Annotated in this window: 12 protein-coding genes and 1 rRNA gene; 8 read left to right on the top strand and 5 right to left on the bottom strand. The window is 73.2% G+C overall.

All coding sequences use genetic code 11. The features are described 5' to 3' along the window. The first annotated feature begins 286 nt into the window (after positions 1 to 286). The 6 genes from ACVCAH_RS23880 to ACVCAH_RS23855 all read left to right on the top strand — a co-directional run bounded on the left by ACVCAH_RS23880 (position 287) and on the right by ACVCAH_RS23855 (position 5,971). A complete protein-coding gene (locus ACVCAH_RS23880; RefSeq protein WP_447138422.1) occupies positions 287 to 1,309 on the top strand; it encodes a helix-turn-helix domain-containing protein in 1,023 nt (340 codons plus the stop codon). Positions 1,310 to 1,369: 60 nt separating this feature from the next. Next, a complete protein-coding gene (locus ACVCAH_RS23875) occupies positions 1,370 to 2,377 on the top strand; it encodes an ABC transporter ATP-binding protein (RefSeq protein WP_447138421.1) in 1,008 nt (335 codons plus the stop codon). Beyond that, positions 2,374 to 3,147 carry an ABC transporter permease gene (locus ACVCAH_RS23870; protein WP_447138420.1) on the top strand — a complete coding sequence of 258 codons (774 nt, stop codon included), beginning with the start codon at positions 2,374 to 2,376 and terminating at the stop codon, positions 3,145 to 3,147. Before ACVCAH_RS23875 ends, ACVCAH_RS23870 begins: the two co-directional genes overlap by 4 nt. 10 nt (positions 3,148 to 3,157) lie before the next feature. Then, a complete protein-coding gene (locus ACVCAH_RS23865) occupies positions 3,158 to 3,946 on the top strand; it encodes an ABC transporter permease (protein WP_447138419.1) in 789 nt (262 codons plus the stop codon). Positions 3,947 to 4,055: 109 nt separating this feature from the next. After that, entirely contained in the window at positions 4,056 to 4,496 is a 441-nt protein-coding gene (locus ACVCAH_RS23860; protein ID WP_447138418.1) for a carboxymuconolactone decarboxylase family protein, read from the top strand. A gap of 155 nt (positions 4,497 to 4,651) precedes the next feature. Next, entirely contained in the window at positions 4,652 to 5,971 is a 1,320-nt protein-coding gene (locus tag ACVCAH_RS23855; protein ID WP_447138417.1) for an acyltransferase family protein, read from the top strand. Positions 5,972 to 6,158: 187 nt separating this feature from the next. On the opposite strand, the gene ndk is transcribed toward ACVCAH_RS23855, so the two are convergent. Continuing rightward, a complete protein-coding gene (gene ndk / locus ACVCAH_RS23850; protein ID WP_447138511.1) occupies positions 6,159 to 6,584 on the bottom strand; it encodes a nucleoside-diphosphate kinase in 426 nt (141 codons plus the stop codon). Between the two features lie 143 nt (positions 6,585 to 6,727). Here ndk and ACVCAH_RS23845 point away from each other — a divergent pair, with 143 nt between their 5' ends. Next, positions 6,728 to 8,005, top strand: coding sequence for a VOC family protein (locus tag ACVCAH_RS23845; RefSeq protein ID WP_447138416.1), 1,278 nt, complete (start codon positions 6,728 to 6,730; stop codon positions 8,003 to 8,005). A 24-nt stretch (positions 8,006 to 8,029) separates the two neighbouring features. Here the strand turns inward: ACVCAH_RS23845 and ACVCAH_RS23840 are convergent, their stop codons facing one another. The 3 genes from ACVCAH_RS23840 to ACVCAH_RS23830 form a co-directional block, all read right to left on the bottom strand. After that, positions 8,030 to 8,356, bottom strand: a complete 327-nt coding sequence (locus tag ACVCAH_RS23840; RefSeq protein WP_447138510.1) for a DUF4233 domain-containing protein — start codon at positions 8,354 to 8,356, stop codon at positions 8,030 to 8,032. Between the two features lie 212 nt (positions 8,357 to 8,568). Then, on the bottom strand, positions 8,569 to 9,840 hold the full coding sequence (locus ACVCAH_RS23835; RefSeq protein WP_447138509.1) for a bifunctional folylpolyglutamate synthase/dihydrofolate synthase: 1,272 nt from the start codon (positions 9,838 to 9,840) through the stop codon (positions 8,569 to 8,571). A gap of 59 nt (positions 9,841 to 9,899) precedes the next feature. Continuing rightward, entirely contained in the window at positions 9,900 to 12,518 is a 2,619-nt protein-coding gene (locus tag ACVCAH_RS23830) for a valine--tRNA ligase (RefSeq protein WP_447138415.1), read from the bottom strand. A 69-nt stretch (positions 12,519 to 12,587) separates the two neighbouring features. Here ACVCAH_RS23830 and ACVCAH_RS23825 point away from each other — a divergent pair, with 69 nt between their 5' ends. After that, a complete protein-coding gene (locus ACVCAH_RS23825; RefSeq protein WP_447138414.1) occupies positions 12,588 to 13,268 on the top strand; it encodes a hypothetical protein in 681 nt (226 codons plus the stop codon). A 568-nt stretch (positions 13,269 to 13,836) separates the two neighbouring features. Here the strand turns inward: ACVCAH_RS23825 and rrf are convergent. Further along, positions 13,837 to 13,953, bottom strand: a 5S ribosomal RNA gene (rrf, locus tag ACVCAH_RS23820). Positions 13,954 to 14,061 lie beyond the last annotated feature (108 nt).

Here is a 14,061-nt window from a genome sequence, read left to right as displayed (position 1 = left end):
GTCTGCGAGGACGAGCCTTCTCGGGTACGCCTCGACGGCGCCCCCGGGCAGGCCCGCGGTACCACCCCGCTTGGCGGCCAGGATCGACCGCCCGCTCGTTGGCCGGCTGTGACGGGCCGGACCCGTCCGGTTCTACTGGGCCGGTCACCCGGCTGTTCTTCCGGAGGCTCGCCGGTGATGGCCGGGTCATCGCCTTACGGTCGCCAAGGATACTCGACCACCGCCGCGGACCGCCGCCGAGTAATCGGCAAGCGGCGGCCGGAGGCCCGCCGACTAGGCTCGGGCCGTGATCCGGATCGAATTGGACGAGCCCACGCTGGCGCGCACCCGGATCGCGACCAGTCCCCTCTGGGAAGCCAAGTGCAGCCTCTACCTGCTCGACCGCTATCCGGACGAGGCGCCCTGGCCGTACACCGACTGGGCCCGGCACGCCCGCCGGGTGCTCGCCGAACTGCCCGCCACGGCCCCGGTCCGGCTCTACTCGGCCACCGGCGCCTGGTATCCGGACTTCCTCGGCCCGGTGCCGCCCGCCGCGAGCCCGACGCTGGCGGAGGAGCTGGCCGCGCTGCGCGCGACACCGGCCGAGGTGATCGCCGAGCAGATCCCCCGCTACCACCGCCCCGACGACCTGCCGCCCTGGCTGCGCCCGTACGTCGACGACCGGCAGGCCGCCCTGGACCGGCTGGCCGACGGCCTCCAGGCGTACTGGGACGCGGCGATCGCGCCCTGGTGGCCGGCGATGCGGGCGGCCCTGGACGAGGAGGTGCTGCACCGGGCGCGGGCGCTCGCCGCGGACGGGCCGGACGCGCTCCTCGCCGACCTGCACGAGCGGGTGCGCTGGGAGAAACCGGTGCTGACCCTGGTCAAGCCCTCCGAGCGGCGCTTCGCCGCGGTCGACCAGCGGCTGCTGCTGATCCCGCTGATCTTCTCCCGGGGCGCGCTGACCCACTCCACCGACCATCCCGAGGTGATCGCCGTCTCCTACCAGGCCCGGGGCGCGGTCGTGCTGGCGGACCGGCCGGCCCCCGGCGCCCCGGCGGCGAAGACAGGGACGGACCGGCTAGCCGTTCTGGTCGGGCGGGGCCGGGCCGGGGTGCTGCGGGCGCTGGCCCGCCCGGCCACCACCGCCGGGCTCGCCGCCACCCTGGGACTGGCCCCGAGCACCGTCTCCGAACACCTCGCCGCGCTGCTCGCCGCCGGCGTGGTGCACCGGCGCCGGATCGGGCGGCGGGTGCTGTACGGGCTGGAACCCGCCGGCGTGGCCCTGGTGAACCTGGTCGGCGAGGAGCCGGTGACCGCCTCGGCCTGAGCATTCGGCCGGCGCCGAATCCGTTTCCGCCCGGCCCGGCCCGGCCGTAGGTTCCCGGACATGAGCGAACACGCGATCGAGGCGGTCGGCCTGCGGCGCACCTACCGCAGCCGGACCGGATGGTTACGACCCCAGCACCGGGAGGTGGAGGCGGTCCGCGGCGTCGACCTGACGGTCGGCAACGGGGAGCTGTTCGGCCTGCTCGGACCGAACGGCGCGGGCAAGACCACCACCATCAAGCTGCTGAACACGCTGCTCATCCCGACCGCCGGCACCGCCCGGATCTGCGGGTACGACGTGGTCAGCCGGACCCGGGAGGTACGCCGGCGGATCGGGTACGTCTTCGGCGGCGACCGTGGCCTCTACGACCGGCTCTCCGCCCGGGACAACCTCCGCTACTTCGCCGAGCTGTACGGCGTGCCCGGCCGGGAGCAGAAGCGCCGGATCGCCGAACTGCTCGACCTGGTGCGGCTCACCGGCCGGGAGAACGAGCGGGTCGAGGGCTACTCCCGGGGCATGCGGCAGCGGCTGCACATCGCCCGGGGCCTGCTGCACCGCCCGCAGGTGCTCTTCCTCGACGAACCGTCGATCGGGGTGGACCCGGTGGCCGCCCGCGAGCTGCGGCAGACCGTCGCCGACCTGGCCGCGAGCGGTACCACCGTGCTGCTCACCACCCACTACATGGTCGAGGCCGACGAGCTGTGCGGCCGGATCGCGGTGATCGCCAATGGCCGGATCCAGGCTCTCGGCACCCCGGCCGAACTGCGCCACCACGCGGACGGCCGGCGGGTGCTGGAGGTCGAGGCGTACGGAGTGACCGACGGGCAGTTGGCCGCGATCCGCGCCCTGCGCGGGGTGCGGGAGGCGAGCATGGAGGTCGTCGGCGCCGCCCAGGTGCTCGGGGTGCAGTCCGACGCGGGGGTGGACGTGCAGGCCGACGTGCTGCGGGAGCTGGACGGGGTCCGGCTCGGCCGGGTCACCGCCCGGCAGCCGACCCTGGAGGACGCGTACGTCGCCATCGTCAACCGGGTCGCCGACGAGCGGCCGGTCGCGGCGGTGCCGGCGTGAGGACGCTACGCATGCTCGCGGTCGGGGCGCTGCTGCACGCCAAGCAGCTCAGCCGGTCGCCGTTCGAGATCGCCACCGCGCTGATCGTGCCGGTGGTGCAGGCGACCCTCGCGGTCTACCTGTTCCGGGCCGGCGGCGAACCCGGCCGGCTGCTGGAGGCCGCGGTCGGGGCGGGCCTGATGGGGGTCTGGTCGTCGGTGCTCTTCGGCTCCGGCGGCGCGATCCAGAACCAGCGCTGGCAGGGCACCCTGGAGATGATCATGCTGGCGCCCCGGCCACCGGCGCTGGTGGTCCTGCCCATCACCCTGGCCACCGCGCTGACCGGCACCTACGCCATGCTCGCCACGTTGGTCTGGGGCCGGCTGCTGTACGGCATCCGGCTCGACTTCGCCCATCCGCTGCTGTTCGCCGTCGCGGTGCCCGGCTGCATCCTCGGGCTGGGCATGTTCGGGCTGCTGCTGGCCTCCACCTTCGTGCTGCTGCGCAACGCCAACGCGCTCACCAACACGCTGGAGTACCCGATCTGGCTGGTCTCCGGGATGCTCGTGCCGATCACCGTGCTGCCGGGCTGGCTCGGTCCGGTCGCCGCCGTGCTGCCGACGACCTGGGGAGCCCGGGCGGTCCGCGAGGCCGCCACCGGCACCGGCCCGGTGTGGCCGTCCCTCGGCATCTGCCTGGCGATCAGCCTGGCCTGCCTGGCGGTCGGCGCGATCATGATGACCCACGTCGAGCGGCGGGCCCGCGCCGCGGCCACCCTCGCGCTGGCCTGAGGAGGCAATGATGACCGCACTGCTCCGCCTGGTCGGCACCGGGGGCGTGATCGCCTACCGAGCGCTGTTCAACTGGACCACCCCGGCGATGTTCGTCGGCACCCTGCTGGTGGGACCGCTGTTCCAGCTGCTCTTCTTCGCCTACCTCGGCCGCCAGCTCGGGGTGGCCGACGACCGGTTCTACATCGTCGGCAACGCGGTGCTGGCCGCCTCGCTGGCCTGTGTGTTCGGCGGCACCATGGCGGTGTCGAACGAGCGCCGCTTCGGCACCCTCGGGCATGTGCTGCTCTCTCCGCGCAGCCGCACCGCGGTGTTCCTCGGCCGGGTGCTGCCGTACGCCGGCAACGGCCTGCTGATCGCGGTGAGCACGCTGACCGTCAGCTCGCTGCTGCTCGGCCTGCGGGTGCCGCTCGCGGCCCTGCCCGGCCTGCTGCTCACAATGGCCGTGGCGGCCCTGGCCTGCGGCTTCTTCGGGCTGACCCTGGGCGCCATCGGCCTGCGCTTCCGTGACGTCTGGCTGGTCTCCAACGTCTCGGTGGCGCTGCTGCTCCTGCTCACCGGGGTCAACGTGCCGGCCGCCGGCCTCCCCGCCGGGATGCGGGCGGTGGGCGAGGTGCTGCCGATCACCCACGCCGCCGAGGCGGCCCGCCGGCTGGTCGGCGGCGAGGGCTTCGCCGCGGCGCTGCCGCCACTCGCCGCGGAGCTGGCCGTCGGCGCCGGGTACGCGGTGCTGGCCGCCGTGCTGCTCAAGGTGTTCGAAGCGGAGAGCCGCCGGCGCGCCTCCCTCGACACCCTCTGATGCCGTCCGGGCCGGCATGACCGGTGTCACAGGCCCCGGCCGTCACGCCCCGACCCCGCCGCCTCGTCGTACCGGTGTCACAGCACAGCACCGACCTGGGAGGTTTGTCATGCAGCGGATCAACGCGGCCGAGGTGGCGCCGGAGGCTTACCACGCCGTGCTCGGGCTGGAGAAGTACGTGCGGGCCAACGTCGAGCACACCGTGCTGGAACTGGTCAAGCTGCGGGCGTCGATGCTGAACGGCTGCGCGTTCTGCGTCGACATGCACAGCCGGGACGCGCTCGACGCGGGCGAGTCGAGCCGCCGGCTGTTCGCGGTGGCCGCCTGGCGGGAGGCGCCGTTCTTCACCGAGCGGGAGCGCACCGCGCTGGCGCTCACCGACGCGGTCACCCGGCTCGGCGAGCACGGCGTGCCCGACGACGTCTGGGACGCCGCCGCCAAGGTGTGGTCGGAGAAGGAGCTGGCCGACCTGGTCATGGCGATCGCCACGATCAACGTGTGGAACCGGATCGCGGTGACCACCCGGACCCAGCCCCCGACGGACGTCTGACCCCCGACCGGGGCGGCGCAGGCGGCCGGTGCGCCCGGGGCGCGCCGGCCGCCGCCGCTCTCGCGGGGTAAGGACCGGTGCGGCACCCGCCGCCTCTCCGCCCGACATCCGCCGCGCGGCTTGACCTGCCCCGCGCGCTAGCGCAGACTCGCTCGGTGCGCGCACTCAGCCATTCCGAATTCCTCGCGATGCGCCGATTCGACGCGCTGGACGGGCTCCGGGCCTTCGCCGCCGTGATCGTGGTCGCATTCCACTTCGGCGGTTCCGCCTGGGGCTGGACGTCCGGCTGGATCGGCGTGCACCTGTTCTTCGTGCTCTCCGGGTTCCTGATCACGACGCTGCTGCTGCGCGAGGAGAGCGCACGCCGCCGGGTGTCGCTGCGCGGGTTCTACATCCGGCGCTTCTTCCGGATCCTGCCGGTCTACTTCGTGGTGCTCGCCGCCACCTGGGCGCTCGCCCACGTCAACGGCACCGGCCACCGGGTCCGCGAGTCGATGGTGCACTACGTGCTCATGCTCAACGAGTTCGCGCCGACCAAGTCCTTCCTGCACTCCTGGACGATCGCGATCGAGCAGAAGTTCTACCTGGTCTGGCCGCTGCTCGCGTTCGTCCTGGTCACCGGCGCGTTCTACCGGCGGCTGGCGGTCACCGCGGCCGCCGTGGTGGCGCTGCTCGCCCTGATCCCGGTCTTCACCTCGTGGCCGTACTGGCCGGTGCAGTACGTGGTCATCCTGGTCGGCTGCGCACTGGCGATCATCATGCACAACCCCCGGTCGTACGCCCTGGTCCGCCCGTTGACCCACCCGGTCACGGCGGTCGTGGTGGTGGTCGCGTTCACCGCGCTGCACCTGTCGCTGCCGTACTGGCCGGAGGCCGCGGACGGGCACAACGACACCCGGGTGCTGGTCTACGCGTTCGGCACCGCCCTGCTGCTGCCCGCGCTGCTCACCCGCAGCGTCCCGGCCCGGATCCTGGCGCTGCGGCCGCTGGCGTTCGTCGGCGAGCGGTCGTACTCGCTGTACCTGGTGCAGTACCTCGCGGCGGCGACGGTGGCCGGTCTCGCGCCGTCGGTGCCCCGGGGCACCACCTTCTTCCTCGCCACCGTGGTGGTCGGCCTGCTCGCCGCCGACCTGCTGTACCGCTGGGTGGAACTGCCGATGATCGGGCTGGGCCGCCGGCTGGCCAAGGGCCGGTCCGCCGCGGCACAGCCGGTGGCGGACGTCACCCCGCCCGCCGCTGCGCCCGCCCCGACGTCCGCCGTCGGCCGCGCGCAGCCGGTCATCGTCCGGCAGGTCGACGGGCACGTCGAGGCATCGACCGCCGGCCACCCGGCGCCGCCGCCCTACGGGCCCTACCCGGCACCGGCGCCCTTCGGACTCCAGCCGACCCCGCACGAGGCGCACCCCGACCCGCTGCCCTTCGGGGGTCACCCGGCACCGTCGCAGGCCACCCGGCCAGCCCCGATCATCCCCTGACCCCGCCCGACCGCCCCCCCGCGACCGGTCCCCGGCAGCCCGGGCCCAGCCGGTTGATCATGAGGTTGGCGGCGGGACCCGATCTCCACAACCGCCGCTAACCTCATGATCAACGAAACGTCGTGAGGCGGTGCGCGTCGCGCACCGCCTCACGTGTCGAGGCCGGCGGCCGGGGCCGCCGGATCGGTCAGCCGAGCTCGGGGAACCAGAGTGCGATCTCCCGCTTGGCGCTGTCCGGCGAGTCGGAGGCGTGCACCAGGTTCTCCCGGTTGGACAGCGAGAAGTCGCCCCGGATGGTGCCGGCGGCCGCCCTGCGCCCGTCGGTCGCGCCGACCAGCCCGCGCACCACGTCGATGACCTGGTCGCCGGAGAGCACCAGGGCGACCAGCGGGCCGCCGGTCATGAAGTCCTTCAGCGGCGGGTAGAACGGCTTGTCGACGTGCTCGGCGTAGTGCTCGTCGGCCAGCGCCGCGTCCATCGTCCGGGTCACCATCGCGTCGATCCGCAGCCCCTTGCGCTCGAAGCGGGAGATGACCTCGCCGACCAGCCCGCGGCGCAGCGCGTCGGGCTTGATCAGTACGAGGGTGCGCTCATCCGGGCTGGTGCTGGACACGCTGGGTTCCTCCTGTGCGCGCAAGGCGGTCATGCTGGGTACGGTCAGCCTAGCGACCCGGTCCCGGCGCCGGCGCGGCGGCCGGTCTTTCCCCGAGCCGCCGATCCGGCCTAGCCTGGCCCTTGACCCCCGGGAGGTCCACTGTGGCGAATGGCGGGAACCGACCCATCGCGCCGGTACGCAAGCTGATCGCGGCGGTGCTCGGCACCGTGGCCACCTTCGTGGTCCTCTTCGGCCTGGGCATGACCAGCTGGGCGATCGTGGCGCTCGGGGTGGCACTGCTGGTGCTGGCCATCGCGCTGGCCACGGTGCGCGGCGGCGGGCGTACCTGGGTGGTCGGCGTCGGGCACGTGCACAGCGCCTCCGAGCCACCCACCCAGTACGCCTTCGGCCGGTGCGAGCTGCAACTGGTGATCGATGCTCCCGGGCTGCCGCCCCGCTCCAAGAAGATCATCGAGCCACGGGTGCCGGTGGCCAAGTGGCCGTCGCTCGGCCAGGCCCTGCCGATCCGGGTGGCGCTGGACGACCAGCGGCACGTCCGGGTCCTCTGGGACGAGGTGCCCACCCACACCGAGACGGCCGCGGCCACCGCCGACCTCCCGCCCGAGTACGCCGGCGCCGAGCCGGTGGAGGAGGTGCTGATCCAGCAGGAGGCCCCGCCGTGGGCCGACCGGGCGCCCGAGGACGACTTCCGGGACGACCCGCGCGACCCGCTCGCACCGGACCCGCTGGTCGAGGAGTTCGGCCCACCCGCAGAGGAGCGCGAGCCGGTGCGGATGCACCAGCGCCCCGGCGGGCCGGTGGTGCTGGAGGGCACCGTGGTGGAGCAGTCGACGGAGAGCGGCACCCTGCCCCGCCGGGCCACCCCGGCCCCGCGTCCGCCCGCCGAGGAGCGGTTCGACGCGCCGCCGGCGGAGCCGCTGGACCCGATCGACCTGCCGCTGGACGATCCGCTGTCGCCGCCCCGGGTCCGCGAGGAGACGGTCAGCCCGGAGGAACTGGACGAGGCCATCTTCGGCTTCGACGCCGCCGCCGACCCGGCCGCCCCGATCAGCGGGGTGGGGCTCACCCTGCTGGTCACCGAGCTGTCCCGCTCGCTGGCCTTCTACCGGGACGTGCTCGGTTTCACCGAGGTCGACCGGGGCGCCGGCAACGCGGTGCTCGCCTCCGGCGCCACGCGGCTGGTGCTGCGGGAGAACACCGAGGCGGCCGCGGTGAACCGGCGGGTGGTGCACGTCAACCTCGAGGTCGACGACATCCAGGCCGCGTACGATCGGCTGCGCGACTCCGGCGTCCGGTTCACCTACGCCCCGCGGGTGGTGAACCGGGGCACGAAGCTGGAGGTGTGGGCGGCCGCGTTCCGCGACCCGGACGGTCACGGCATCGCACTGACCCAGTGGCGGGAACGCGCGGAGGCCTGAAGGAGGCCCAGCCCGGGTGCCCGGTCAGCCGAGGATGACCCGGCGGACGTGCAGGGCGTAGGCCCAGACCAGGGCGAAGATGACGCCCAGCACGAGCAGCGACCAGTGCAGCAGGCCGGCCAGCATGAGCAGCCCCTGCAGGACGGTGCCCGCGGGCCAGGCCCACCGCCGGCGCATCATGCCGGCCAGCACCACCGCCGCCACGGCCAGGGCCACCACCACCGCGATCGCCGGGCCGCCGAGGTCGCCGCCGACCACCCGGATCGGCTGGATGGCCAGCAGCAACACCAGCGCCTCCAGGCTCAGCGTGCCGGCGCCCAGCCCGCGTACCGCCCGCTCCGGGTTGCGCAGCCCGGACCTCCGCGGCTGCCCGCCCGCGGCTCCCGCGCCGGGCTGCTCGTCGGGTGCACCCGGCTGCCCGCCGGGCGCACCCGCCGCGGGACGGTCGGGTGACGGCGCGTCCGCCGCCGGGCGCGCGGGCGCCGCTCCGGTGGGATGCTCGGCGCCGACCCCGTCCCGGTGGTCACCCGCACCGCGGTCGGCCCGCGGCTGTTCCGGGCCGGTCATCGCTTCAGCAGCCGGCGGGCGTCGGCCACGGTCACCACCGAACCCGTGATCAGCACGCCGACCCCGCTCAACTCGCCCGGCACGTCCTCCTCGGCCAGCGCCACCGCCGCCTCGATCGCGTCCGGCATCTCCTCGGCCACCTCGACCCGGTCCGGGCCGAACACCTCGGCGGCCAGCGCGGCGAGTTCCCGGGCCGGCATCGCCCGGGGCGAGCTGTTCCGGGTGACCACCAGCTGGTCGACCACCGGTTCCAGCAGCTCCAACAGGCTGGCCGCGTCCTTGTCGGCGAGCACGCCGAGCACCGCGACCAGCTTGCTGAACGCGAACTCCTCCTGCAGCGCGGTGACCGTGGCGGCCATCCCCTGCGGGTTGTGCGCACCGTCCAGCAGGATCGTCGGCGCGCTGCGGACCCGCTCCAGCCGCCCGGGCGAGCTGGCCGTCGCGAATCCCTCGCGGACCGTCTCCACGTCCAGCTGCCGCCGCGCGCCGGCACCGAGGAACGCCTCCACGGCGGCGAGCGCCACCGCCGCGTTCTGCGCCTGGTGGGCACCGTGCAGCGGGACGAAGACCTCCTCGTAGACGCCGCCGAGGCCCTGCAGGGTGAGCACCTGGCCGCCGACGGCGACCGCGCGCCGGAGCACGCCGAACTCCGACCCCTCGCGGGCGATGGTCGCCCCGACCTCGGCGCAGCGCTCCAGGATCGGGCGGGCCGCCTCCTCGTCCTGCGCCGCCGAGATGACCGTCGCGCCCTTGTGGATGATGCCGGCCTTGTGCAGCGCGATGTCCTCGACCGTGTCGCCGAGCCACTCGGTGTGGTCCAGCCCGATCGGCGTGATCACCGCTACCCCGGCCTGGATCACGTTGGTCGAGTCCTCGGCGCCGCCCAGCCCCACCTCGACCACCGCGACGTCGACCGGCGCGTCGGCGAAGGTGGCGAACGCCAGCGCGGTGGTCATGTCGAAATAGGTCAGCGGCTCGGCCGAGCGCTCGTCCACCAGCCGGGCCAGCGGCTCGACCTCCCGGTACGTGGCGGTGAACCGCTCCTCGCTCACCGGCTCGCCGTCCAGGCTGATCCGCTCCCGGACGGTCTCCAGGTGCGGGCTGGTGTAGCGGCCGGTGTGCAGCCCGAACGCGCGCAACAGCGAGTCGATCATGCGGGCCGTGGAGGTCTTGCCGTTGGTCCCGGTCAGGTGGATCGCCGGATACGCCCGCTGCGGGGAGCCCAGCAGATCGAGCAGGGACTCGATCCGGTCCAGCTCGAAGACCATCCGGGTGAAGCCGCGGCCGGCGAGTTCGGCCTCGACCTCGGCGAAGGAGTCACGATCGGTCACGAGGGAAGCGCCTCCAGGGCTGCGTCGATCCGGGCAAGGTCGGCCTCGGCCACCGCGAGCCGGTCACGGATCTTGGCGACCACCGGCTCCGGCGCCTTGCCGACGAACGCCGGGTTGTCCAGCTTGGCCCGGGCCTGCGCGGCCTCCTTCTCGGCCGCCGCGCGGTCCTTGGTCAGCCGGGCCCGCTCGGCGGCCACGTCGATGGAGCCCCGGGTGTCGAGGGCGACGTTCACCGGGCCGGGCATGGCGAGCGTGGCGCTGGCCTGGAAGTCGGCACCGGGCGCGTCCAGCCGGGCCAACGACCGGATCAGCGGCTCGTGCGCCGCGATCCCGGCGCCGGCCAGGCCGTCGAGCCGGGCGGCGACCCGCTGGGTGGGGCGCAGGCCCTGGTCGGAGCGGAACCGGCGGACCTCGGTGACCACCCGCTGCAACGTGCCGACCTCGGCCTCCGCGGCGTCGTCGAGCAGCGCCCGGTCGGCAGTCGGCCAGGCGGCGGTCATCACCGTCTCGCCGCCGGTCAGGGCGAGCCACAGCTCCTCGGTGACGAACGGGATGACCGGGTGCAGCAGCCGCAGCAGCTGGTCCAGCACGTGCCCGAGCACCCGGCGGGTGGCCTCGGCGGCCGGGCCGCCCTCGGCCAGCACCGGCTTGCTCAGCTCGACGTACCAGTCGCAGACGTCGTCCCAGGCGAAGTGGTACAGCAGGTCGCAGACCTTCGCGAACTCGTACGCCTCGAACTGCTCGTCCACCTCGGCGGTGACGTGCGCCAGCCGGGACAGGATCCACCGGTCGACGGTGGAGAGCCGCTCGGCGGCCGGCAGTGGGCCTTCGGTGTGCGCGCCGTTCAGCAGCGCGAACCGGGTGGCGTTCCAGAGCTTGTTGCAGAAGTTGCGGGAGCCCTGGCACCACTCCTCGCTGACCGGCACGTCCTGCCCGGGGTTGGCGCCCCGGGCCAGGGTGAACCGGGTGGCGTCGGCGCCGAACCGGTCGATCCAGTCCAGCGGGTCGACCACGTTGCCGAACGACTTCGACATCTTCTTGCCGTGCTCGTCCCGGACCATGCCGTGCAGGGCCACCACGTCGAACGGCTGGACGCCGTCCATCGCGTACAGGCCGAACATCATCATCCGGGCGACCCAGAAGAAGAGGATGTCGTACCCGGTGACCAGCACGCTGGTCGGGTAGAACTTCGCCAGGTCCGGCGTACGCTCCGGCCAGCCCAGCGTGGAGAACGGCCACAGGCCGCTGGAGAACCAGGTGTCCAGGACGTCCTCGTCCTGCCGCCAGCCCTCGCCGGTGGGCGGCTGCTCGTCCGGGCCGACGCAGACGATCTCCCCGTCCGGGCCGTACCAGACGGGGATGCGGTGACCCCACCAGAGCTGGCGGGAGATGCACCAGTCGTGCATGTTGTCGACCCAGGCGAAGTAGCGCTTGGCCAGCTCGGCCGGCTCGATCTTCACCCGGCCGTCGCGGACCGCGTCGCCGGCGGCCTGGGCGAGCGGTGCGGTGTTCACGAACCACTGCAGTGACAGCCGCGGCTCCACCGTGGTCTTGCACCGCGAGCAGTGCCCCACCGCGTGCAGGTACGGCCGCTTCTCGGCGACGATCAGGCCCTGCTCGCGCAGCGCGGCGACGATCGCCGGGCGGGCCTCGTACCGGTCCAGCCCCTCGAACGGACCGGGCGCGGTGATGATGCCCCGCTCGTCCATGATCGTCAGGGCCGGCAGGTCGTGCCGCTGGCCGATCTCGAAGTCGTTCGGGTCGTGCGCCGGGGTCACCTTGACCATGCCGGTGCCGAAGCTCGGGTCCACGTGCTCGTCCGCGACGATCGGGATCCGCCGGTCGGTGAGCGGCAGCGCCACCTCGGTGCCGATCAGGTGCCGGTACCGCTCGTCCTCCGGGTGCACCGCGACCGCGGTGTCGCCGAGCATCGTCTCCGCCCGGGTGGTGGCCACCACGACCTCGTCGCTGTAGCGGATCGAGATCAGCTCGCCCTCGTCGTCGGTGTGCTCCACCTCGATGTCGGAGAGGGCGGTGAGGCAACGCGGGCACCAGTTGATGATCCGGTTCGCCCGGTAGATCAGCCCGTCGTCGAAGAGCTTCTTGAACATCGTCTGCACGGCCCGGGACAGGCCCTCGTCCATGGTGAAGCGCTCGCGGTCCCAGTCGACGGCGTCGCCGAGGCGGCGCATCTGGCCGAGGATGGCGCCGCCGGACTCGGCCTTCCACTGCCAGACCCGCTCGACGAACTTCTCCCGGCCCAGGTCGTGCCGGGACAGCCCCTCGGTAGCGAGCTGCCGCTCCACCAGGTTCTGGGTGGCGATGCCGGCGTGGTCCATCCCGGGCAGCCAGAGCGCCTCGTACCCCTGCATGCGCTTGCGCCGGGTGAGGGCGTCCATCAGGGTGTGCTCGAACGCGTGGCCCATGTGCAGCGAGCCGGTGACGTTCGGCGGCGGGATGACGATGGTGAACGGCGGCTTGTCGCTCTCCGCCGACGCCCGGAAGTGCCCGGCGGCTACCCACTGCTCGTACCGTCGCTGCTCTACCTCACCCGGCTGGTACTGGCCGGGCAGGGTCGGGGCGTCGGGGCGTCGGGCATCCAGTCTCTCGGTCACCCTGAAAGTCTACGGAGCGCTTCCGCGGACCTGACGTGCGCCACCGGTGCTTCGCGTACGGTGTCGGCTATGTCCGACGCACATCTCACCGAGCGCCCGGTCGACGACGGGTCCGAGCCCGTCGACCTGACCGAGGAGCCCATCCAGCTGAGCAACCGGGACCCGCAGGCGACCGCCGAGCAGCCGCCCAGGTCGCGCCGCCGGCGGGTGCTGCTCGCGGCCCTGCTCGTCGCCGGGCTGGCCGGCGCCGGCGCGCTGGGCACGGCCGGCTGGCGGGTGGCGCAGCAGAAGGACACCGACCTGGCCTCGCCGGACCGGGTGGCCGGACTGACCCGGGACGACAGCGAGCGCGCCCGCAGCACCGCCGACTACCTGCGCAGCGGCTTTGCCGCCGACATCGAGCTGGACCGCAGCTTCGGCACCGTCTACCGCGACCCGGCCGACGAGCGGCGGTCGGTGCTCATCTTCGGCGGCACGACCCTGCTCTGGCAGCCGGAGCGCGACCTGGACAGCCTCTTCGGCCTGATGGCCGACGAGACGGGCCGGGTGACCGGGCTGCGCGAGGTGCCGGCGGGCCGGCTGGGTGGCGTGATGAAGTGCGGCAGCACCAGCGGCGAGGGCGGCGACTTCGCCATCTGCGGCTGGGCCGACCACGGCAGCGTGGTGATGGCGATGTTCCCCGGGCGCCCGGTCGACGAGGCCGGCGAACTGCTGCGGAAGATCCGCGAAGGGGTCCAGACCCGCGACTGACGCCGAGCCACCGTCGCCGTGAGTTCGGAGGCCCCGACCCCGCGACTGACGCGGGCCGCGTTCCCGGCAAGGACGCCTCGGCGGTCAGGCTCGCCGGCGTGCGCGGTTCCCCGGCAGTTCCGTGCAGGGCCCGAGCCTCAGCTGACGCGCGGGCCTCTTGCGAGCTGAGGCCGCGGCCTGCGTGCCCCCCATTGTCGGCCTTGGCACCAGAGAGGCTCCGCCTCGGACCGCCGAGCGGGCCGGTTGAGCTGGACAAACAGCCTGTGGCCCTACCTCGGGCCAAGCTCACGCAGGGACCTGCGGCCCGATCTTGGCCGGCCGCCGCCACCCGCTGCGCCGATGTCCGGCCGCCGTGGCGACCGGCTGTGCCACACCAAAGTGGCTGGTCAGAACCCATGTCTGCAAAATGTGGAGCGGGCAACCCAACGTTACGCCCGCTCAAAAACTTGACACAAACGTCGAGAATCTGGCGGCCAAGGATCTAGGGCGCGGGGGTCGCGGTGGTTTCCGGGATGGAAACGCATTCAGGGCCACCCCCGAAGTGGGGGTGGCCCTGAATGGAAAGGTTGTCCGGCGGTGTCCTACTCTCCCACACCCTCCCGAGTGCAGTACCATCGGCGCTGGAGGGCTTAGCTTCCGGGTTCGGAATGTTACCGGGCGTTTCCCCTCCGCCATGACCGCCGTAACTCTATCGACTTATCAAACACCACACTTGTGGGGTGTTCGTTTGTCGGGAGTTGCACAGTGGACGCGTAGCAGCTTTGTAGTCAAGTCCTCGGCCTATTAGTACCGG

Source organism: Micromonospora sp. LZ34 (assembly GCF_052981855.1).
This window is presented reverse-complemented; position numbering and strand designations above follow the sequence as displayed.

What these genes read in the sequence shown, in the direction of transcription:
- ACVCAH_RS23875 (WP_447138421.1), top strand. Translation starts at nt 1,370, where the DNA reads ATGAGCGAACACGCGATCGAGGCGGTCGGCCTGCGGCGCACCTACCGC.
- ACVCAH_RS23865 (WP_447138419.1), top strand. Translation starts at nt 3,158, where the DNA reads ATGACCGCACTGCTCCGCCTGGTCGGCACCGGGGGCGTGATCGCCTAC.
- ACVCAH_RS23860 (WP_447138418.1), top strand. Translation starts at nt 4,056, where the DNA reads ATGCAGCGGATCAACGCGGCCGAGGTGGCGCCGGAGGCTTACCACGCC.
- ACVCAH_RS23835 (WP_447138509.1), bottom strand. Translation starts at nt 9,840, where the DNA reads ATGGTCTTCGAGCTGGACCGGATCGAGTCCCTGCTCGATCTGCTGGGC.
- ACVCAH_RS23825 (WP_447138414.1), top strand. Translation starts at nt 12,588, where the DNA reads ATGTCCGACGCACATCTCACCGAGCGCCCGGTCGACGACGGGTCCGAG.